We start from the raw sequence: 19,627 nt of genomic DNA, 5'->3' as shown, positions 1-19,627 counted from the left end.
GCATGCGAACGGGGCGTCCCACATGCGCCCCGGCTTGCCGCATAGTATCGCTGTGACGAAGCGCCGTTTGGATACGCAAAAGGCGCGGCACGCAACGTGCTGTCAGGCGATGCAACGCCCGCTGGAAACCCATTGGACCGTGGCGGCAGCCGTGCCCGATCCATTTGCATCGCGAAACGCGACCCGGGCCTGCATCGTCGACGGCGCCGAGCTTTCGCATGGGGTCCGCGAAGCGCGCGATGCGCCGAAACGTGCGGACCGGCCCTTCAGCCAGTTTGACCCGTGAGCGTGATCGCGATTTCGTTGCCCGCATCCCCGCCACCGCAGGACGACTCTGGAAAAGACGAACGATGGAAAACCATCAAGCTCATCACGCGTACGCGCCTCGTATCTACTTCATCGATCCCCTTCTCGTCGGCCCTCTCGCCAACTGGCCTGCCCAGTTCGAGCACGCGGCCGCGCTGGGCTTCGATCACGTTCTGATCGGCTCCCCGTTCGTGCCCGGCAGCAACGGGCATCGTGACGCGGTCGCGGATCATCATCGCCTGCATCCTGTCTTCGAATCGAACGCCAGTGCCGCCGACGGCCTGCGCGAACTTGCAAATGCCGCGAAAAAGCACGGCATCACGCTGCTGGTCGATATCGTGATCGATCGCGTGAGCGCGGAAGGCGGGCTCTATCAGGACAACAAGCACTGGTTCAAACCATTCGAAAGTGCCGATGCGCGGCTCGATCCGCGCCGCCCGCCGAGTCAGCGGGATGTCGCGCACGCGAACTTCAACGATGGCGAAGCCGCGCAGCAACTGACCGCCTGGTGGGCGCGCGAACTGAGCCTGATCGCCGATGCGGGCATTGGCGGCTTTCGCTTCGCATCGCCGCAGGCGGTGCCTGCGCACGTGTGGCGCAGGCTCGGCGCGGCGGTGCGCGAAAAGCATCCGGACACGCGCTGGCTCGCGTCGACCGTGGGCGTGTCGCGGCATGATCTGCACGGCCTCGTCGATGCCGGCTTCGATGCCGTCTTCGCCTCGACGCGCTGGTGGGATTTCAAGAGCGCGTGGCTCGTCGATGAACACGCGGCGCTGTCGCGCATCGCGCCGCCGGTTACGTTTCCGGAAGAACCCTACGGCTCGCGCCTGATCGCGGATCTGAGCGATACCAGCGACACCGCGCTCATCGAACGCGCATACTGCCGCGCGCTCTTCACTGCCGCTGCGCTCGGCACGGGCCTGCTCGTGCCGATGGGCTTCGAATATGGCGTCGGCTTGCCGATGTCGCAGCAGTATGGCGTCGCCGCCGAATATCAGCGCGCGAAGAAAGAAGCGCGTTTCGATCTGTCCGCGCAGGTCAAGCGCGCGAACAAGTTGCAACGCGAAACCGCGACGCTTTCCGGCGTCGGCGAACTGCGCGCGCTGACGGGCGCGGGCACGCCGTACGCGGCGCTGATCCGCGCGGCGGGCGGCGACTTGCGGCATAGCGAATCGGCGGTGCTGATCGTCATCAATCCGGACCTCGTCGCGCCCGTGCAGGTCGATACGCGACATCTGCTCGAAGGCGTCCCGGGCAACTATACGCGCTTTGCGCCCCTCGACGATGCCGCCGCCAAGCCCGAACGCCTCGCGTCGCTCACGCTGAAGGCGGGCGAAGTGCGCCTGTTTCGCGCCGAAGCCGAGCCGTTTGTGCTGCTCGCGCAGCCGCAAGTGAAGCGCGGCGCGAAGGCCGCCGACAAGAAATCGGTGGCCGAGGCGATTGCCGCCCCGCGCGTGTCGATTGAAAGCGTGACGCCATCGGTCGATCACGGGCGCTTTCCGGCGAAGCGCATCGTCGGCGAAGCGGTGGAGATTCAGGCCGCGATCTTCGCGGAAGGCCATGACAAGATCGCCGCCGCGGTGCAATGGCGCGCCGCCGACGAGACCGAATGGCACGAAACGCCGATGTCGCCCGTGCTGCCGCTCGGCCTCGACTTGTGGACCACGCGCATTCCGCTCGAACGCGTGGGCCGCCATGAATTCGTCGTGATGGCGTGGCGCGACGATTACGCGTCGCTCGTCGATCACATGCAGAAGAAGCTCAAAGCCGGGCAGACCGTCGAACTCGAAGTCGAGGAAGCGAAGCATCTGTTCGCGCTGATCCTCGCGGAAGTGAAAACGGTCGAGGACTCGGACAGCGCCCCGCTCGAAAAAATCGTCAAGGAATTCACGAAAGCCGACGACGCGCGCAAGCTCGAACTCGTGATTGCTCCTGCGACGGCGCAAGCGGTGGCTGCGGCGCGGCATCGGCCGTTCCTGTCGCGCGATCCGGTGGTGTATCGCATCGACTCGGAACGCGCCGCTGCTCGATTCGCGAGCTGGTACGAAATCTTCCCGCGTTCGATGAGCGACGACGAGAACCGCCACGGCACCTTCATCGATGTGATCGGCAAGATGCCGCGCATTCGCGAGATGGGTTTCGACGTGCTGTATTTCCCGCCGATTCATCCGATCGGGATCGCGAATCGCAAGGGCAAGAACAACTCGCTGACGGCCGGCCCGGACGATGTCGGCAGCCCCTATGCCATCGGCGGCAAGGAAGGCGGCCATACCGCCGTGCATCCGGAACTCGGCAATCTGGACGACTTCAAGCGCATGCTCGATGCCGCGCACGAACATGGGCTGGAGATCGCGCTCGACTTCGCGGTGCAATGTTCGCCGGACCATCCGTGGCTGAAGGAGCATCCGACCTGGTTCGCCTGGCGGCCCGATGGCACGCTGCGCTATGCGGAGAATCCGCCGAAGAAGTATCAGGACATCGTGAATCCGGACTTCTATGCGAAGGACGCCAAGCCCGATCTGTGGCTCGCGCTGCGTGACGTGTTCCTGCACTGGATCGCGGCGGGCGTGCGCATCTTCCGCGTCGATAACCCGCACACGAAGCCGTTCCCGTTCTGGGAATGGGTCATCGGCGATGTGCGCGCGCGTCATCCCGACGTGATGTTCCTCGCTGAAGCGTTCACCCGGCCGCGCGTGATGAATCGCCTGGCGAAGCTCGGCTTCTCGCAGTCGTACACGTACTTCACGTGGCGCGAAACGAAGCGCGACTTTGTCGAGTACATGCACGACCTCACGCAGACCGACGCGAAGGATTACTTCCGCCCGAACTTCTTCGTGAATACGCCGGACATTAATCCGCGCTTCCTGCAAAGCTCGGGGCGTCCCGGCTTCGTGATCCGCGCGGCGCTGGCGGCGACGCTGTCGGGACTGTGGGGCGTGTATAGCGGGTTCGAATTGTGCGAGTCAGCCGCACTGCCCAACAGCGAGGAGTATCTGGATTCCGAGAAGTATCAGTTGAGGGCGTGGGACTGGAACCGGCCGGGCAACATCGTTGGCGAGATCACGGCGCTGAACCGCATCCGCCGCGCGAATCCCGCGTTGCAGACACATCTCGGCGTGAACTTCCTGCCCGCGCATAACGATCACATCCTCTTCTTCGAGAAGACGAACGCATCGGGCGACAACATCGTGCTCGTCGCCATCAATCTCGATCCGTTCAACGAGCAGGGCGCGGATATCGAACTGCCGTGGAAGACGCTGGAACGCTGGGGTGTGCACGAAGGCGACGCGATCGCGGTCGAGGATCAGGTGACGGGCGACCGTTTCGAATGGCGCGGGCGGCGGCAACACGTGCGGCTCAATCCCCATTCGCTGCCCTTCGCGATCTGGCGCATCTCGCCGGCCGGAGGTTTGCCGAAGCCTCGGCTCGCCGGGGAACAGTGAATGCGCGCACCGAACGACGGTGAACCGATAACAGGGCACATGGCCTACTAAGAGCACTTGGAGCAAACCGTGGATACAAGGGTGAAGCGCAATAAGAAGACATCGCTGCTGAGCGATGATCCGCTCTGGTACAAAGACGCAATCATTTATCAGGTTCACATCAAGTCGTTTTTCGATGCGAACAACGACGGCATCGGCGACTTCGCAGGTCTGCTTGCGAAGCTCGATTACATCGCGGAACTCGGCGTCGATGCGATCTGGCTGCTGCCGTTCTATCCCTCGCCGCGTCGCGACGATGGCTACGACATCGCCGACTATCGCAACGTGCATCCGGACTACGGCACGATCGCCGATGTCAAACGCTTCATCCAGGAAGCGCATGCGCGCGGCATTCGCGTCATCACGGAACTGGTCATCAATCACACGTCGGACCAGCATCCGTGGTTTCAGCGCGCCCGGCGCGCCAAGCCGGGATCAAATCATCGCAACTACTACGTGTGGTCCGATACGGACAAGAAGTACGAAGAGACGCGCATCATCTTCATCGATTCGGAGCCTTCGAACTGGACTCACGATCCCGTTGCGGGCCAGTACTACTGGCATCGCTTCTATTCGCACCAGCCCGACCTGAACTTCGACAATCCTGCGGTCATCAAGGAAGTGCTCAGCGTGATGCGCTTCTGGCTCGACATGGGCATCGACGGTCTGCGGCTGGATGCGGTGCCGTATCTCGTCGAACGCGAAGGAACGAACAACGAGAATCTGCCGGAAACGCACGCCATCCTGAAGCAGATTCGCGCGACCATCGACGCCGAGTATCCGAACCGCATGCTGCTCGCGGAAGCGAACCAGTGGCCGGAAGACGTCAAGGAATACTTCGGCGACGAAGACGAATGCCACATGGCGTTCCACTTCCCGCTGATGCCGCGCATCTACATGTCGATTGCGAGCGAGGACCGCTTCCCGATCACGGACATCATGCGTCAGACGCCGGATCTCGCGGCCACGAATCAATGGGCGATCTTCCTGCGCAATCACGATGAACTCACGCTCGAGATGGTGACGGACTCCGAGCGGGATTATTTGTGGAGCACGTATGCCGCCGATCGCCGCGCGCGCCTGAACCTGGGCATTCGCCGGCGTCTCGCGCCGCTGATGGAGCGCGACCGGCGGCGCATCGAACTGATCAACTCGCTGCTGCTGTCGATGCCGGGCACGCCCGTCATCTATTACGGCGACGAACTCGGCATGGGCGACAACATCCACCTCGGCGATCGCGATGGCGTGCGCACGCCGATGCAATGGTCGTCGGACCGCAATGGCGGCTTCTCGCGTGCCGATCCAGAGCAGCTCGTGCTGCCGCCGGTGATGGGCTCGCTCTATGGCTATGACGCGGTCAACGTCGAATCGCAGAGCCGCGATCCGCATTCGCTGCTGAACTGGACGCGCAAGATGCTTGCGGTGCGCCGCTCGAAGCATGCATTCGGGCGCGGCTCGATCCGCTTCCTGAAGCCGAGCAATCGCAAGATTCTCGCGTATTTGCGCGAACTGGAAGGCGAGCCGCCGGTGCTGTGCGTCGCGAACCTCTCGCGTGCGCCGCAAGCGGTGGAACTCGATCTGTCGGAATTCGCAGGCTCGGTGCCGCTCGAAATGACGGCGGATTCGCCGTTCCCCGCCATCGGCCAACTGACGTATCTGCTGACCTTCCCGCCCTATGGCTTTTTGTGGTTTCAGCTCTGCCCCGGCAACATGCGGCCCGCATGGTCGCAGGCGCCGTCAGAGCAATTGCCGGAGTTCGTAACAATGGTCATTCGCGCGGGACAAACGGGACCGACGCCGGAGAACGTGCGTCTTCTGGAGTCCGAAGTATTGCCGAGCTATCTGAGCAAGCGCCGCTGGTTCGCGTCGAAGGATCAGAAGCTGCATGCAGTGCGCCTCGCCGCGCTGACGACGATCGAAGGCGCAGGCTTCGCCTTCACCGAGATCGAAGCGGACGTCGGCAAGCATACCGAGCGTTACGTGCTGCCGCTTTCGATTGCGTGGGGCACGGAAACGACTTCGCCGCTCTATATGCAGCTTGCGCTCGCTCGCGTGCGCCGCGGCCGCACCATCGGCCATATCACCGATGCGTTCGCGGTGCCGCAGTTCACCTACGGCATCTTGCGCAAGCTCAAGCAACGCGCCGTGGTGCCGACCGTGCAGAAGAGCGAAATTCGCTTCATTCCCACGGAGCGCTTCGACGAGCTCGACATGAATCCGGCATCGCCGCCGGAAATCCGCTGGCTTGCGGCCGAGCAAAGCAACAGCTCGCTCGTGATCGGCGACAAGATCGTGCTGAAGCTCGTGCGGCGCGTGGTCGGCGGCATTCATCCGGAAGCGGAGATGAGCCGCTATCTGACGAAGCTCGGCTATGCGAACACCGGCCCGCTGTATGGCGAAGTGGTGCGCGTCGATCCGCAAGGCGTGCCGCATACGCTCGTGATCCTGCAGGGCTTCGTCGACAACCAGGGCGATGCGTGGAACTACGCGCTCGATTATCTGCGCCGTGTCGTCGATGAACTCGCGGTCACCGGCGAAACCGACGACGCCAAGCCCGACCAGGCCGCGCAGGCTGGCGGATTCGAAGGCTACGGCAACATCGCGGGCATCATCGGCAAGCGGCTCGGCGAGCTGCACGTCGCACTCGCCTCGCCGACCGATGACGAAGCGTTCTCGCCGCGCCGTGCCACCGCCAAGGACGTGAAGGGCTGGGTGGACGGCACGCTGCAACTGCTCACGAGCGCGCTGGACATCCTCGAGCAGAAGGCGGCCAGCTTCAACGAGCACGATCGGGGGCTCGCGCAAAGCCTGCTTGATCGTCGCGAGATGCTGCTCAACGCCGTCAAGAAGCTCGTTCCTTCGGATGCCGATGCACTCTGCACGCGCATCCACGGCGACTTCCATCTGGGTCAGGTGCTGATGGCGCAAGGCGATGCGTATCTGATCGACTTCGAAGGCGAGCCCGCGCGCACGCTTGAGGAGCGCCGCCGCAAGACGAGCCCGCTGCGCGACGTCGCCGGCCTGCTGCGTTCGCTGTCGTACGCGAGCGCCGCGGCGCAACCGACGACGGAAAACGCGCCTGCACAGACGGCCGATCGCAAGCGCGCGTTGTTCGAAAGGATGCGCGCGTTCGCCGAAGAGAAGTTCCTGCGGCAGTATCGGCAGGCCATCGAGACATCGCCGGAGACGATTGCGGATGCGCGCGTCTTCACGGCCCTGCTCGATCTTTTCCTCATCGAGAAAGCCGCTTACGAGATCCGTTACGAAGCCGCGAACCGGCCGACGTGGATCGGCCTGCCGCTGCGCGGTCTCGCATCGCTTGCGAGCCGGCTGCTCGGCGACACCGGCGCGCCGCCCGCGCCCGGCACGCGTCACGTGACCGACGCCACCAAGGACAATCCGGATGGAACCCACCATGAATAACCGTAGCGACGCGGGATCGGACACGCGTAACCCGGCGCATGGCCTCAATCCGCTCGACATCGATGCGCTCGTGGAAGCGCGGCACCCCGATCCGTTCTCGATGCTCGGCCTGCATCAGACCGAGCACGGCTATGTCGTGCGCGCGTTCCTGCCGAATGCGTCCGGTGTAAGTGTCGTCGATGCCTCGAACGGCGAGCCGTTGGGCCAGCTCACGCGCATCCACGATGCAGGGCTTTTCGCGGGCTATGTCGAACGTCCCGCTGCTTATCGGCTGGTGATCGACTGGCACGGCACGCCGCAGGAAACGTACGACACCTACTCCTTCGGCCCGGTGCTGTCCGATGAATGGCTCGATCGCCTGTCGCGCGCCGATCCCTATGCGGTGCTCGAATGTCTCGGCTCGCGGCCGGTCACGCATGGCGGCGTGGCGGGCGTGCGCTTCGCGGTGTGGGCGCCGAATGCGCGGCGCGTGTCGGTGGTCGGCGACTTCAACACGTGGGATGGCCGTCGTCATCCGATGCGTCTGCGCCATAACGCCGGTGTGTGGGAGTTGTTCATCCCTGGCATCGGCGCGGGCACGCGCTACAAGTACGAGATCGTCACGCGCGAAGGCCATACGCTGCCGCTGAAGGCCGATCCCTGCTCGATGCAGAGCGAGAAGCCGCCGTCGACGGCATCGGTGGTGGCGGATGCCGACGCCATCGATCATTACGCATGGACCGACGATGAATGGATGAACACGCGCTCCGCGAAGCAGACGCCGCAAGCGCCGATCGCCATTTACGAAGCGCATGCGGAGTCATGGCTGCGCGTGCCGGAGGAAGGCAATCGCGGCATGAACTGGCACGAGCTTGCCGAGCGTCTGATTCCGTATGTGAAGACGATGGGCTTCACGCATATTGAATTCATGCCGGTGGCAGAGCATCCGTTCGGCGGCTCGTGGGGTTATCAGCCGCTCGGGCAATTCGCGCCTTCCGCGCGCTTCGGCACGCCGGAGCAATTCGCGGAGTTCGTGAATCGCGCGCATGAGGCGGGGATTGGCGTGATCATCGACTGGGTGCCCGCGCATTTTCCGAACGATGCGCATGGCCTCGTGGAATTCGACGGCACGCCGCTTTACGAGCATGCCGACCCGCGCGAGGGCTATCACCAGGACTGGAACACGATGATCTACAACCTCGGCCGCAACGAGGTGAGCGCGTTCCTGATCGCATCGGGGCTGGCGTGGCTGAAGCGCTATCACGTCGATGGCTTGCGTGTCGATGCGGTCGCGTCGATGCTGTATCGCGACTATTCGCGCAAGGCGGGCGAATGGGTGCCGAACATTTACGGCGGCAGAGAGAATCTGGAGTCGATTGCATTCCTGAAGCGCTTGAATCAGGAAGTGCGGCACATTCCGGGCGCGATCACGATTGCGGAAGAGTCGACGGCATGGCCCGGCGTGACGGCGAGCGTGGAGAGTGGCGGGCTGGGCTTCGACTTCAAGTGGAACATGGGGTGGATGCACGACACGTTGCATTACATGCAGGAAGACCCGGTGTATCGGCAGTATCACCATCACCTTTTCACGTTCGGCATGGTATATGCCTATTCCGAGCGATTCGTGCTGCCGCTTTCGCACGATGAAGTGGTGCACGGGAAGGGATCGCTGATCGGCAAGATGCCCGGGGACCGGTGGCAGAAGTTCGCAAATTTGCGGGCTTACTTGAGCTTCATGTGGACGCATCCGGGGAAGAAGCTGCTGTTCATGGGCGGTGAGTTCGGGCAGGTGGCGGAGTTCAATCACGATGCATCGCCGCATTGGCATTTGCTGGATGATCCGTTCCACGGCGGGTTGCAGAAACTCGTGCGCGATCTGAATCTGCTCTATGTGGGTGAGCCTGCGTTGCACAAGCTCGATAGCGATCCGCGCGGGTTCGAGTGGATCGTTGGCGATGACAACGCCAATAGCGTGTTTGCTTATCGGCGGACGGATGCCGAGGGACGCGAGCTGGTCGTGGTTTGCAATATGACGCCGGTGCCTAGGGCGGGGTATCGCGTTGGGCTGCCTCGCGGCGGCCGGTGGAGTGAAGTGCTCAATTCGGATGCTTCCGTCTATGGTGGGTCGAATACCGGGAACGGGGGGGTTATTCATGCCGATGACATGTTCAGTCATGGGCGGCAGCAGTCTGCTGCACTGACTTTGCCGCCTTTGGCTACTATTGTTTTGCGGGCTGATTGATGTTGGTTTTGTTCATTACGTGTCGGTCTATTAGGTCGCCCCTCCCCGGGGCGGGGGTTACTTTCTTTGCTGTCGACCAGAGTTGGCGCTTTAGCGCCTTACTCTGGTCCCATGCAAAGAAAGTAACCAAAGAAAGCAGCTTTTTTTCGAACCGCACGATGCACAAACTTGTGTGGCCACTCCGTAGAACAGCGGTGGCACTCAAATTAATCAACAGCCTTGAATTACCTTCCACGCCCGCTGAGCGCCACCCCATGCGAGCCCCCTGGCTCGACAAAACCAAATGGATTGCAACGGAATGCGCGTCCCGCGAGCGTCGAGACGTGGCACTACACACCTTTAGCATCGCGGGACGAAATGTAGCGAAAGAGTGGAATGCATCACATTCATGCATTCGCCTGTCTGCTTCCGCCTCAATCTTTGCGTCGCGCCCAGCACAACCGATGTTTTTGACGAGCCAAGGGGCTCGCATGGGGTGGCGCTCAGTGGGCGTGGACGGTTATTCAAGGCTGCTAATTAATTTGAGAGCCACCGTCCTCCTACGGAGTGCCCACGCATCACATGCTGCGGGCCCGAAGAGCTGCTTTCTTTGGTTACTTTCTTTGCATGGGACCAGAGTAAGGCGCTAAAGCGCCGACTCTGGTCGACAGCAAAAAGAGTAACCCCCGCCCCGGGGAGGGGCGAGCTAATAAACCGACACGAATACAAGTTCAACGTCCATACAAGACCAAAACCCACCCCAAGCGCCGCCAAGCAAAGAAAACAACCGACCATGCCCAACGCACTCCCCGATAAGTTACTCCCGGGCGCTCCCTACCCGCTCGGAGCCAACTGGGACGGACTCGGCGTCAACTTCGCGGTATTCAGTTCGAATGCTCACCGCATCGAGGTGTGTCTCTTCGACAGCACCGGCCGCAAGGAATTGATGCGCTTCGACCTGCCCGAATGCACCGACGAAGTCTGGCACGGCTATCTGCCCGGCGCACATCCCGGCACCGTCTACGGATTCCGCGCCCACGGTCCCTATCAGCCGCAACAAGGGCATCGCTTCAATCCGCACAAGCTCTTGCTCGATCCCTACGCGAAGAAACTCGTCGGCCCCTGGCGTTGGTCCGACGCCCTCTTCGGCTATCGCGTGCATTCGAATCGCCTCGACATGTCGATGGACCGGCGCGACTCCGCGCCCGCCATGCCCAAATGCATCGTCACCGACGACGCCTTCGACTGGTCCCGCGACGTGCGCCCCGATACGCCGTGGGGCGAAACCATCATCTACGAAACGCACGTGCGCGGTGCATCCATGAAGCGCAGCGATATCCGCCAGCACGAACGCGGTTCGTTCGCGGCACTGTCATCGCCGTGGTTCATCGAGCACTTGCAAAAGCTCGGCATCACTGCCGTCGAATTTCTGCCCGTGCATGCGTTTCTCAACGACCGCTTTCTCGTCGAACGCGGACTGCGCAATTACTGGGGCTACAACACCGCCGCCTTCTTCGCGCCCGAGCCGTCGTATCTGTCGACGCATCGGCTCAACGAAATGCGCATCGCCGTGCGCCAGTTGCACGCGGCAGGCATCGAAGTCATTCTCGATGTCGTCTACAACCACACATGCGAAGGCAGCGAACTCGGGCCGACGGTTTCATGGCGCGGGCTCGACAACGCCAGCTACTATCGCCTCGTTCCCGGCGACGAACGGCGCTACATCAACGATACAGGCTGCGGAAACACGGTCAATCTCTCGCATCCGCGCGTGCTGCAAATGGTGATGGACTCGCTGCGCTACTGGTCCACCGCGTTCAACATCGACGGCTTCCGTTTCGATCTCGGCGTTACCCTCGGGCGCGAAGGTCACGGCTTCGATCCCGGCTCCGGCTTCTTCGATGCAATCCGGCAAGATCCCATTCTCTCGACGCGCAAGCTCATATCGGAGCCGTGGGATATCGGTCCCGATGGCTATCAGGTCGGCAATCATCCACCCGGCTTCGCCGAATGGAACGACAAGTTCCGGGACGGCGTGCGGCGCTTCTGGCGCGGCGATGCTGGCACGCGCCCCGATCTCGCGGCGCGTCTGACCGGCTCGGCTGAACTGTTCAATCGCCGCTTCAGAAAGCCGTGGGCATCCGTGAACTTCGTCGCTTCGCATGACGGCTTCACACTCGCCGATGTCACCGCGTACACGCAGAAGCACAACGAAGCGAACCAGGAAGGCAACAACGACGGCCACAACGAGAATTGCAGCGCGAACTGGGGTGTCGAAGGTCCGACCGACGATCCCGCGATTCTCGATATCCGTGCACGCGTCGCCCGCTCGATGCTCGCGACGACGCTGCTCTCGCTCGGCACGCCGATGATTCTCGGCGGCGACGAATTCCTTCGCACGCAGCACGGCAACAACAACGCGTATTGCCAGGACAATGAGATCTCATGGATGGACTGGGACGCTGCTCATAGCCCGCGCGGCGTCGAAATGACGGAGTTCGTCGCGCGCGTGATCGCGCTGCGCAAAAAGTACCCGGTGCTGCGCGAGACGCGTTTTCTCTATGGCGATCGCGAAGTGCTGCCCGGCCTCTACGACGTCAGCTGGTTCGACGAACGCGGCAACGCGCTTGCTATAGAAGCATGGCAAGACCCGCAAGGACGGGCGCTGGTCCTGCGTCGCGCGGGGCCGGGACTCACGGGCGAAATCGATGTCGTCCTGCTCATGATCAACGGCTCCGCGCAGGCGCTCACGTTCGCACCGCCGGCGCCGCACTTGGAATGGAACGTGCTCCTGGATAGCGCGGAGCCCGACGCGGTCGAGAGACCGCTCGTCGGGAGTGAATTGGAACTGGCCGCGCACAGCATCGTCGTGCTGCTCGCGCAGCCGGCCGGCGAAGCGGACTGGCAAGCCGTATGGATGGCGGGCGCCCATCAAGGCCCGCGTCTTCTGACCGCCCTGCCGCCGGACCCCGGAACGCTGCCATCGCATCAGACGCCAGAGACCGATTCGACGTCCTAGCGAAGCAACGCGTCATGCATCGAGGCTCGTGCGGCAGGCATCACATCAAAGTGGCAATGCGTTAGCAACCAGGCACGAAATCATGTCCGAACGTCCGATCGATCCTCACAAGCATCAACATGCGCATTGCCTTCCCTTCGGCGCGCATCTCACGGGCGCGGAGCGCGAGCATCCGCGCACGCGCTTTCGCTTTTGGGCGCCGTCGCGCGACCACGTGCAAGTGGAGCTTCAGCGTCCCGGCAGCGCGACGCCCGATGTCATCGACATGCAGGCGACCGGTGACGGCTGGTTCGAAGCGGAAGCCGATGCCGGCGCAGGCACGTTGTATCGCTATCGCCTCGACGAAAACCTCGCGGTGCCCGATCCCGCATCGCGCTTTCAGCCGCAGGACGTGAATGGGCCGAGCGAGGTCGTCGATCCGCGCGCCTATCGCTGGACCAACACGGACTGGCACGGCCGTCCGTGGGAAGAGACCGTGCTCTATGAACTGCACGTCGGCGCAATGGGCGGCTACGCGGGCGTCACCGCGCGCCTGCCGGAACTCGCACAACTGGGCATCACGGCCATTGAACTGATGCCGCTCAACGATTTCTCCGGCACGCGCAACTGGGGCTATGACGGTGTGCTGCCCTACGCACCCGACGCCGCCTATGGCCGCCCCGAAGAACTGAAGCAACTCATCGACACCGCGCATGGCCTCGGCCTCATGGTGTTTCTCGATGTCGTCTATAACCACTTCGGCCCGGACGGCAATTATCTGCACGCCTATGCGAAGACCTTCTTCCGCGAAGGCGTCGATACGCCGTGGGGTCCGGCGATCGACTTCGAACGTCCGCAAGTGCGGGACTTCTTCTTCGACAACGCACTCTACTGGCTCAACGAGTATCGCTTCGACGGCCTGCGCCTCGACGCAGTGCACGCGATCAACGACGACGAATGGCTGCGCGAACTAGCCGACCGCGTGCGCAGTTCCGTCGAAGACCAACGTCATGTGCACCTCGTGCTCGAGAACGAACACAACACGGCGAACCTGCTGGAAAAGCACTTCGACGCGCAATGGAGCGATGACGCGCACAACACGCTGCATGTGCTCTTGACCGGCGAGAGCGAAAGCTATTACGGCGCGTATTCGGAGCAGCCCATCGAGAAGCTCGCGCGTGTGCTGTCGGAAGGCTTCGTGTATCAGGGCGATCCGTCGCCGATCCATGACGGCGCGCCGCGCGGCGAAAAGAGCGCCCACCTGCCGCCGACCGCTTTCGTGATGTTCTTGCAGAATCACGATCAGGTCGGCAATCGCGCGATGGGCGAACGTCTGCGCTCGCTCACCGACGATCAGTCGCTCTTTGCCGCGACCGGACTCTTGCTGCTTTCCCCGCAAATACCGATGCTTTTTATGGAAGAGCAATACGGCTCGAAGCAGCCGTTCCTGTTCTTTACCGACTATCACGATGAACTCGCCGATGCGGTCCGCGAAGGCCGCCGCCGCGAGTTCGCAAAGTTCTCTGCATTCGCCGACGAGAAGCGCCGCGCGCAGATTCCCGATCCGAACGACAAGCGCACGTTCGAGATGTCGTCGCCCAGTGTGGCGAACAAGAGCGATGAACTCGACAGGCTCGACTGGCTGCACTTCTATCGCTCCGCGCTGACGGTGCGCGCGAAGCTCGTCACGCCGCGTCTGAAAGGCGCGAAGGCGCTGGGCGCGACGGTGCTCGGCGAGAAGGCGGTCGTCGCGCGATGGAAGCTCGGCGACGGCGAAACGCTGACCATTGCGCTCAATCTCGCCGATGCGCCCGTCGCGCTGACCGATGCGCCGCAAGGCAAGGTCGTCTTCGAAACGCCCGCCCGTGCGCAGGATCGCGCGAGCGAAGGCGAACTGAGCGCGCGCACGTTCGTCGCATGGATCACCGGCGAAGTGAATGAATACGCGAGCGCGCACGATGCGCGTCATCTGGAACCGATCGAAGGAAAACGCACGTGAACGCGAACCAGCAAAAGGATGCGCGTCCACGCTCGGCGCTCGAAACGCTCGCGGAACGCGCGGGCTTCGAAGTCGAATGGCAGGACGCGCACAAGACCACCCAGCGTGTGCCCGAGAATACGTTGCGCATCCTGCTCGAGAAGCTCGGCCTGCCATGCGGCAACGCCACGCAGATCAAGCAGAGCATGGCCGCCGTCGATGCCGAAGCGAGCGGACGCAAGCTGCCGCCGCTCATCACGGCGGAAGTGGATCGTGGCATTGCGCTGCCGGTGTCGGTGGCGAAGTCGGGCGCGCGCTATCGCGTGGAGCTTGAAAGCGGCGAAATCATCGACGGACGTTTTACATCGCCCAAAGGCGAAACCGCCTTGCTTGCGCCGATCGCGGAGCCGGGCTATCACGCGCTCGTCATCAACGACCATCGCACTACGCTAGCTGTCGCCCCGGCACGCTGCTATACGATCGACGATGCCTGGCGCTCGGTCAACGAAGACGCGCAAGAAGCGCCGCCGCTCTTTGGCATCGCGGCTCAGGTGTATGGCTTGCGCCGCAATGGCGACGGCGGCATCGGCGATTTCACGGCGCTCGCATCGCTTGCGACGAAGGCGGCGAAGCACGGCAGTCACGCGCTCGCCATCAGTCCGATGCACGCGATGTTCAGCGCGGAGCCGAACAAGTACAGCCCATATTCGCCGTCGTCGCGGCTCTTCTTCAACATCGCGCACGTCGACCCCGCTGCGGTACTCGGCGCGCCCGCTGCGCGCGCCGCGATCGAAAAAGCAGGCGTCGCCGATGAACTGGCCGAACTGGAACGCTTGCCGCTGATCGACTGGCCGCGTGCGATGAAAGCGCGGATTGCGGTGTTGCGCGCGCTGTTCGATGCATTCTCGCAAGATAGCGACTCGGCATTCGCAAAGGACTTCGCGTCGTTCGTGAAGGAAGGCGGACGCCCGCTCGAAGACCACGCGCGATTCGAAGCCCTGCAAGCCGAACAGATCGCGCAGAACGGCGAAGGCCACTGGCGCAACTGGCCGGAAGCTTTGCGCGATCCGCGCAGCGATGCGGTCGCCGCGTTCGCGGAAGCGAACCGGCGCGAAGTGGACTTCTTTCTCTTCACGCAATGGCTCGCGGCCAAAGGTCTGATGCATGCCCAGCACGCGGCGCGCGATGCGGGCATGGCGGTGGGTCTCGTCGCGGACCTCGCCGTCGGATGCGATAGCGCGGGCAGTCACGCATGGTCGTATCGCGATGAGATGCTCACGGGCGTGTCCGTCGGCGCGCCGCCCGATCTCTTCAATCAGGCGGGGCAGTCGTGGGGTCTCACGACGTTTTCGCCTCGCGCGATGCGCGTGCAGGGCTTCTCGGCGTTCATCGACATGTTGCGCTGCTCGTTCGCGCAAGCCGGTGGCATTCGCATCGATCACATTCTCGGCTTGCGGCGGCTCTGGCTCGTGCCCGAAGGCGAAAGCGCTAAGGATGGCGCGTATCTGCGTTATCCGATCGACGACCTGTTGCGGCTGATTGCGCTGGAATCGTGGCGGCATCGCGCGATCGTCGTCGGTGAAGATCTCGGCACGGTGCCGCCCGGCTTCAGCGAGCGATTGCAGGAGCACGGCTTGCTAGGTATTCGTGTGCTGTGGTTCGAACGTGCTGAGGAGGGCGAAGGATTCAAGCCGCCTCGCGAATGGAGCAACGGCGTGACAGCAACGACGACGACGCACGACCTGCCCACCGTCACCGGATGGTGGCGCGGCGAGGATATCGAATGGCGCTCGAAGATCGGCCAGACGATGGCGCGCGACGATGGCCGCGATCCCGTCGAAGTCGCGATGGAAGAGCGCGGTGAAGATCGCGCACATCTGTGGCGCGCGTTTCAGGAGGCGGGCGTTGCGCCTGCGGATGTGGAAGCGCCGCCGGTCGATAACGCGCCCGTGGATGAAGCGCTTGCCTTCGTCGGCATGACGCCTGCCCCGCTCGTCACGTATCCGCTCGAAGATTTGCTCGGCCTCGCGGAGCAGCCGAATTTGCCCGGCTCGATCGACGAGCACCCGAACTGGCGGCGCCGTCTCACGCTGCCGGTCGATGAACTGTTTCTCGACGATGCCTTTTGTGATCGCCTTCTCGCCGTGGATTCAGCCCGCAAGCGCGCCTTTCACCCCGATAACTCAGATACCCCAAAGCCCGAATCGCCATGACCGTACCGCGCTCCACGCTAAGGCTCCAGCTTCACAAGGACTTCACGTTCGACGACGCCGCCGCGCAAGTGGACTATTTCGCGTCGCTCGGCGTGAGCCATGCGTATGCATCGCCGATCACGACTGCAACATCCGGCTCCACGCACGGCTATGACACCGTGGACTACACGAAGGTCAATCCCGAGCTTGGCGGCGAAGAAGCCTTGCGCCGCTTCGTCGAAAAGCTCCGCGCGCACGACATGGGTCTGATCGTCGATGTCGTGCCCAATCACATGGGCGTCGGCGGGTCCGAGAACGCGTGGTGGCAGGACATTCTCGAATGGGGACGGCATGCGGCGCACGCGCGTTTCTTCGATGTCGACTGGCATTCGCCCGATCCCGCATTGCGCGGCAAGGTGCTCGCGCCGTTTCTCGGTGCAGCGTATGGCGAAGAGTTGCAGGGCGGCAAGATCAAGCTTGCGTATCGCGCGGACGAGGGGCGCTTCGTCATCGAGTATTACTCGCATGTGTTTCCTGTCTGCCCGGTCGACTACCCGTCCGTGCTCCAGGAAGCGCCCGAGCTTGCACAGCGCTTCAGCGGCCTGACGACGCAGCCCGCCGATCAGCCGCGCGCCGCCGAAGCGCGCACCGCGCTCGTGACCATCGCGCAAACCGAAGGCGGACAGGCCGCGATTGCCGCCGTGCTTGCGGCGCATTCGTCAGAGACGCAGGCGGGACGCGACCGTTTGCATCGACTGCTCGAACGGCAGCATTACCGGCTTGCGTGGTGGCGCACCGCGGCGGACGAAGTGAACTGGCGGCGCTTTTTCGATGTGAGCACGCTCGGCGGCGTGCGCGTGGAGCGGCCTGAAGTGTTCGAGGCATCGCATGCGCTTATTTTCCGGCTCTTTACCGAAGGGCTGATCGATGGAGTGCGCATCGATCACGTCGATGGGCTCGCGGAGCCGCGTGAGTATTGTCAGCGTTTGCGTGCGCGGCTCGAAGAGCTATCCGCTGAACGTCCGGAGGCGTTGCGCCACGGCAGTAGCCGTACTTACTTCGTAGTCGAGAAGATCCTGGCGCGCGGTGAGCCGCTTCGCCGCGACTGGGAAGTGGACGGCACGACCGGTTACGACTTCATGAACGATGTCGGCGCATTGCTGCACGATCCGGCGGGCGCGGAGCCGCTTGCCGCGCTGTGGGCCGAGATCACCGGTAAGAGCAGCGAGTTCGCCGATGAAGCGTTGATCGCGCGACGCAAGATATTGGCGGAGAACCTCGCGGCGGAACTGGATCGCGTGACGCGTGCGTTGCATCGTATTGCGCGTGATGCGCAGAGCACGCGCGATTTCACGTTCACGTCGATTCGTCGCGTCGTCGCGGAACTGGTCGTGCACTTTCCGGTGTATCGCATCTATCCGGTTGGCGGCGTGCGCAGTGCCGAAGACGAGCGTTACTTCTCCCCGGCGCTCGAGAAGGCGCGTGCATCGCTCGCTCGCGCGGATCACGTCATCCTCGATCAGGTCGCGCAATGGCTCGGCGGCAAGTTGCCGGAAGAGACGGCGGCGGCTGATCGCAACGAAAGGAACGATCGTCAGCGGGAGCGTGCTGTTGAGCGTGGCCGCGATCGTGATCGCAATCAGGCGCAGGCGGGACAGAATCCGCAGGCTTCGACTGGCTCGCAACGGCGCGCGGCGCAGACTTTGTTCTCGCAACTGACATCGCCGGTGGCGGCGAAGGCGGTGGAGGACACGGCGTGTTATCGCTATGGCCGGCTCATCTCGCGCAACGAAGTGGGCGCCGATCCGGGCGAGTTCGCGTTGTCGGTCGAGGAATTTCACAAGGGCAATAGCGAGCGTCTCGCCGACTTTCCGCATGCGATGCTTTGCACCGCGACGCACGATCACAAGCGCGGCGAGGACGTTCGCGCGCGCATCGCCGCATTGAGCGAGATTCCCGATGAATGGGCCGCGACGCTCAAGGCATGGTCGACGTTGAATACGCCGTTGCGGCGCGGGGCGAGCGACGGGCACGACTGGGCGCCCGGCCCGGCTGCCGAAGCGATGCTGTATCAAACGCTCGTGGGCTGCTGGCCGCTGACCCTCGCCCCGGACGATGAAGCCGGCGTTCAGGAGCTGGCCGAGCGCGTGGCGCAGTGGCAGTTGAAGGCTTTGCGCGAGGGCAAGCTGCGCACGAGCTGGTTTGCGCCGGACGAGGCGTATGAGCAGGCGTGCCGTGACTTCCTGTTCGATATCGTTTCGCCGCAGCGGCGTAATGGCTTTTTGCAGGAGTTGTCGTCGTTCGTTGCGCGGATCGGGCCGGTCGGTGCGATTGACAGTTTTCAGCAGACGCTGCTGCGTCTTACCGCGCCTGGCGTGCCGGATCTTTATCAGGGCACGGAGCTGTGGGACTTCAGTCTCGTGGATCCTGATAATCGCCGGCCGGTGGATTATGCGTTGCGTCGCCGGTGGCTCGAGGAAATCGACGAGAAGGGACCGCCTTCGGAGCAGATGTCTAATTGGCGCGATGGCCGCGTGAAGCTTGGGCTCGTGCGGCGGGCGCTTGCTTTACGCAAGCATTGCGAATCGCTGTTTGCGCAAGGCGAATATTTGCCTCTGACCGTGCAGGGGGAACATGCGAAGCATGTGATCGCTTATGCGCGGCATGCTGGCAGTGCTTATGCGGTCGTCATCGCTACGAGGCTTTCTGCGGCTCTGCTCGGCGATCAACGTGATGTGCCGCTCGTTGAACCTTCGGTTTGGGGCGATACCTGTGTGGTACTACCCGAGGCGCTTCACTCTCGGGCGTTGTTTGACTGGCTCAGTCCTAACGCGCCTAAGGGCGATGGCGAGCGGCTTTTCTTGCGCGATGCGTTGGGGGTTATGCCAGTGGCGTTGCTCGTGGAGGAAGGCGTGCCGGGGTGTGGGGCATGTGAATAGTCCGGTATTGGTCGGGTTGGTCGCCTCTTTCCGGGGCGGGGGCGCTTTCTTGCCAACTTAAGTCGACGCCCCTTTTCATCGCGTTACTCGCTTTCTTGTCGGTCTATGT

The 19,627-nt window shown here is 63.1% G+C and carries 8 protein-coding genes; all 8 read left to right on the top strand.

What is annotated here, in order from left to right; translation table 11 throughout:
* The first annotated feature begins 67 nt into the window (after positions 1–67).
* Entirely contained in the window at positions 68–286 is a 219-nt protein-coding gene (locus AB6804_RS16130) for a hypothetical protein (protein ID WP_370887277.1), read from the top strand.
* A gap of 64 nt (positions 287–350) precedes the next feature.
* On the top strand, positions 351–3,749 hold the full coding sequence (locus AB6804_RS16125) for a maltotransferase domain-containing protein (RefSeq protein WP_370887276.1): 3,399 nt from the start codon (positions 351–353) through the stop codon (positions 3,747–3,749).
* Positions 3,750–3,830: 81 nt separating this feature from the next.
* Complete coding sequence (gene treS, locus AB6804_RS16120; protein WP_370887422.1) at positions 3,831–7,211, top strand: maltose alpha-D-glucosyltransferase; 3,381 nt, start codon at positions 3,831–3,833, stop codon at positions 7,209–7,211.
* A complete protein-coding gene (glgB, locus tag AB6804_RS16115; RefSeq protein WP_370887275.1) occupies positions 7,204–9,432 on the top strand; it encodes a 1,4-alpha-glucan branching protein GlgB in 2,229 nt (742 codons plus the stop codon). The genes treS and glgB overlap by 8 nt, the downstream gene beginning before the upstream one ends.
* 772 nt (positions 9,433–10,204) lie before the next feature.
* Entirely contained in the window at positions 10,205–12,430 is a 2,226-nt protein-coding gene (glgX, locus tag AB6804_RS16110; RefSeq protein ID WP_370887274.1) for a glycogen debranching protein GlgX, read from the top strand.
* Between the two features lie 82 nt (positions 12,431–12,512).
* Positions 12,513–14,408, top strand: a complete 1,896-nt coding sequence (treZ, locus tag AB6804_RS16105; protein WP_370887273.1) for a malto-oligosyltrehalose trehalohydrolase — start codon at positions 12,513–12,515, stop codon at positions 14,406–14,408.
* On the top strand, positions 14,405–16,600 hold the full coding sequence (gene malQ / locus AB6804_RS16100) for a 4-alpha-glucanotransferase (protein WP_370887272.1): 2,196 nt from the start codon (positions 14,405–14,407) through the stop codon (positions 16,598–16,600). The genes treZ and malQ overlap by 4 nt, the downstream gene beginning before the upstream one ends.
* Complete coding sequence (gene treY, locus AB6804_RS16095; protein ID WP_370887271.1) at positions 16,597–19,518, top strand: malto-oligosyltrehalose synthase; 2,922 nt, start codon at positions 16,597–16,599, stop codon at positions 19,516–19,518. The genes malQ and treY overlap by 4 nt, the downstream gene beginning before the upstream one ends.
* The last annotated feature ends 109 nt before the right edge of the window (positions 19,519–19,627 follow it).

Source organism: Caballeronia sp. RCC_10 (assembly GCF_041360715.1).
Taxonomy (GTDB): Bacteria; Pseudomonadota; Gammaproteobacteria; order Burkholderiales; family Burkholderiaceae; genus Caballeronia; species Caballeronia grimmiae.
This window is presented reverse-complemented; position numbering and strand designations above follow the sequence as displayed.

Bases quoted from the DNA above. Each gene is read 5' to 3' on its own strand.
- AB6804_RS16125 (WP_370887276.1), top strand. From the start codon at position 351: ATGGAAAACCATCAAGCTCATCACGCGTACGCGCCTCGTATCTACTTC.
- glgB (WP_370887275.1), top strand. From the start codon at position 7,204: ATGAATAACCGTAGCGACGCGGGATCGGACACGCGTAACCCGGCGCAT.
- glgX (WP_370887274.1), top strand. From the start codon at position 10,205: ATGCCCAACGCACTCCCCGATAAGTTACTCCCGGGCGCTCCCTACCCG.
- treZ (WP_370887273.1), top strand. From the start codon at position 12,513: ATGTCCGAACGTCCGATCGATCCTCACAAGCATCAACATGCGCATTGC.
- treY (WP_370887271.1), top strand. From the start codon at position 16,597: ATGACCGTACCGCGCTCCACGCTAAGGCTCCAGCTTCACAAGGACTTC.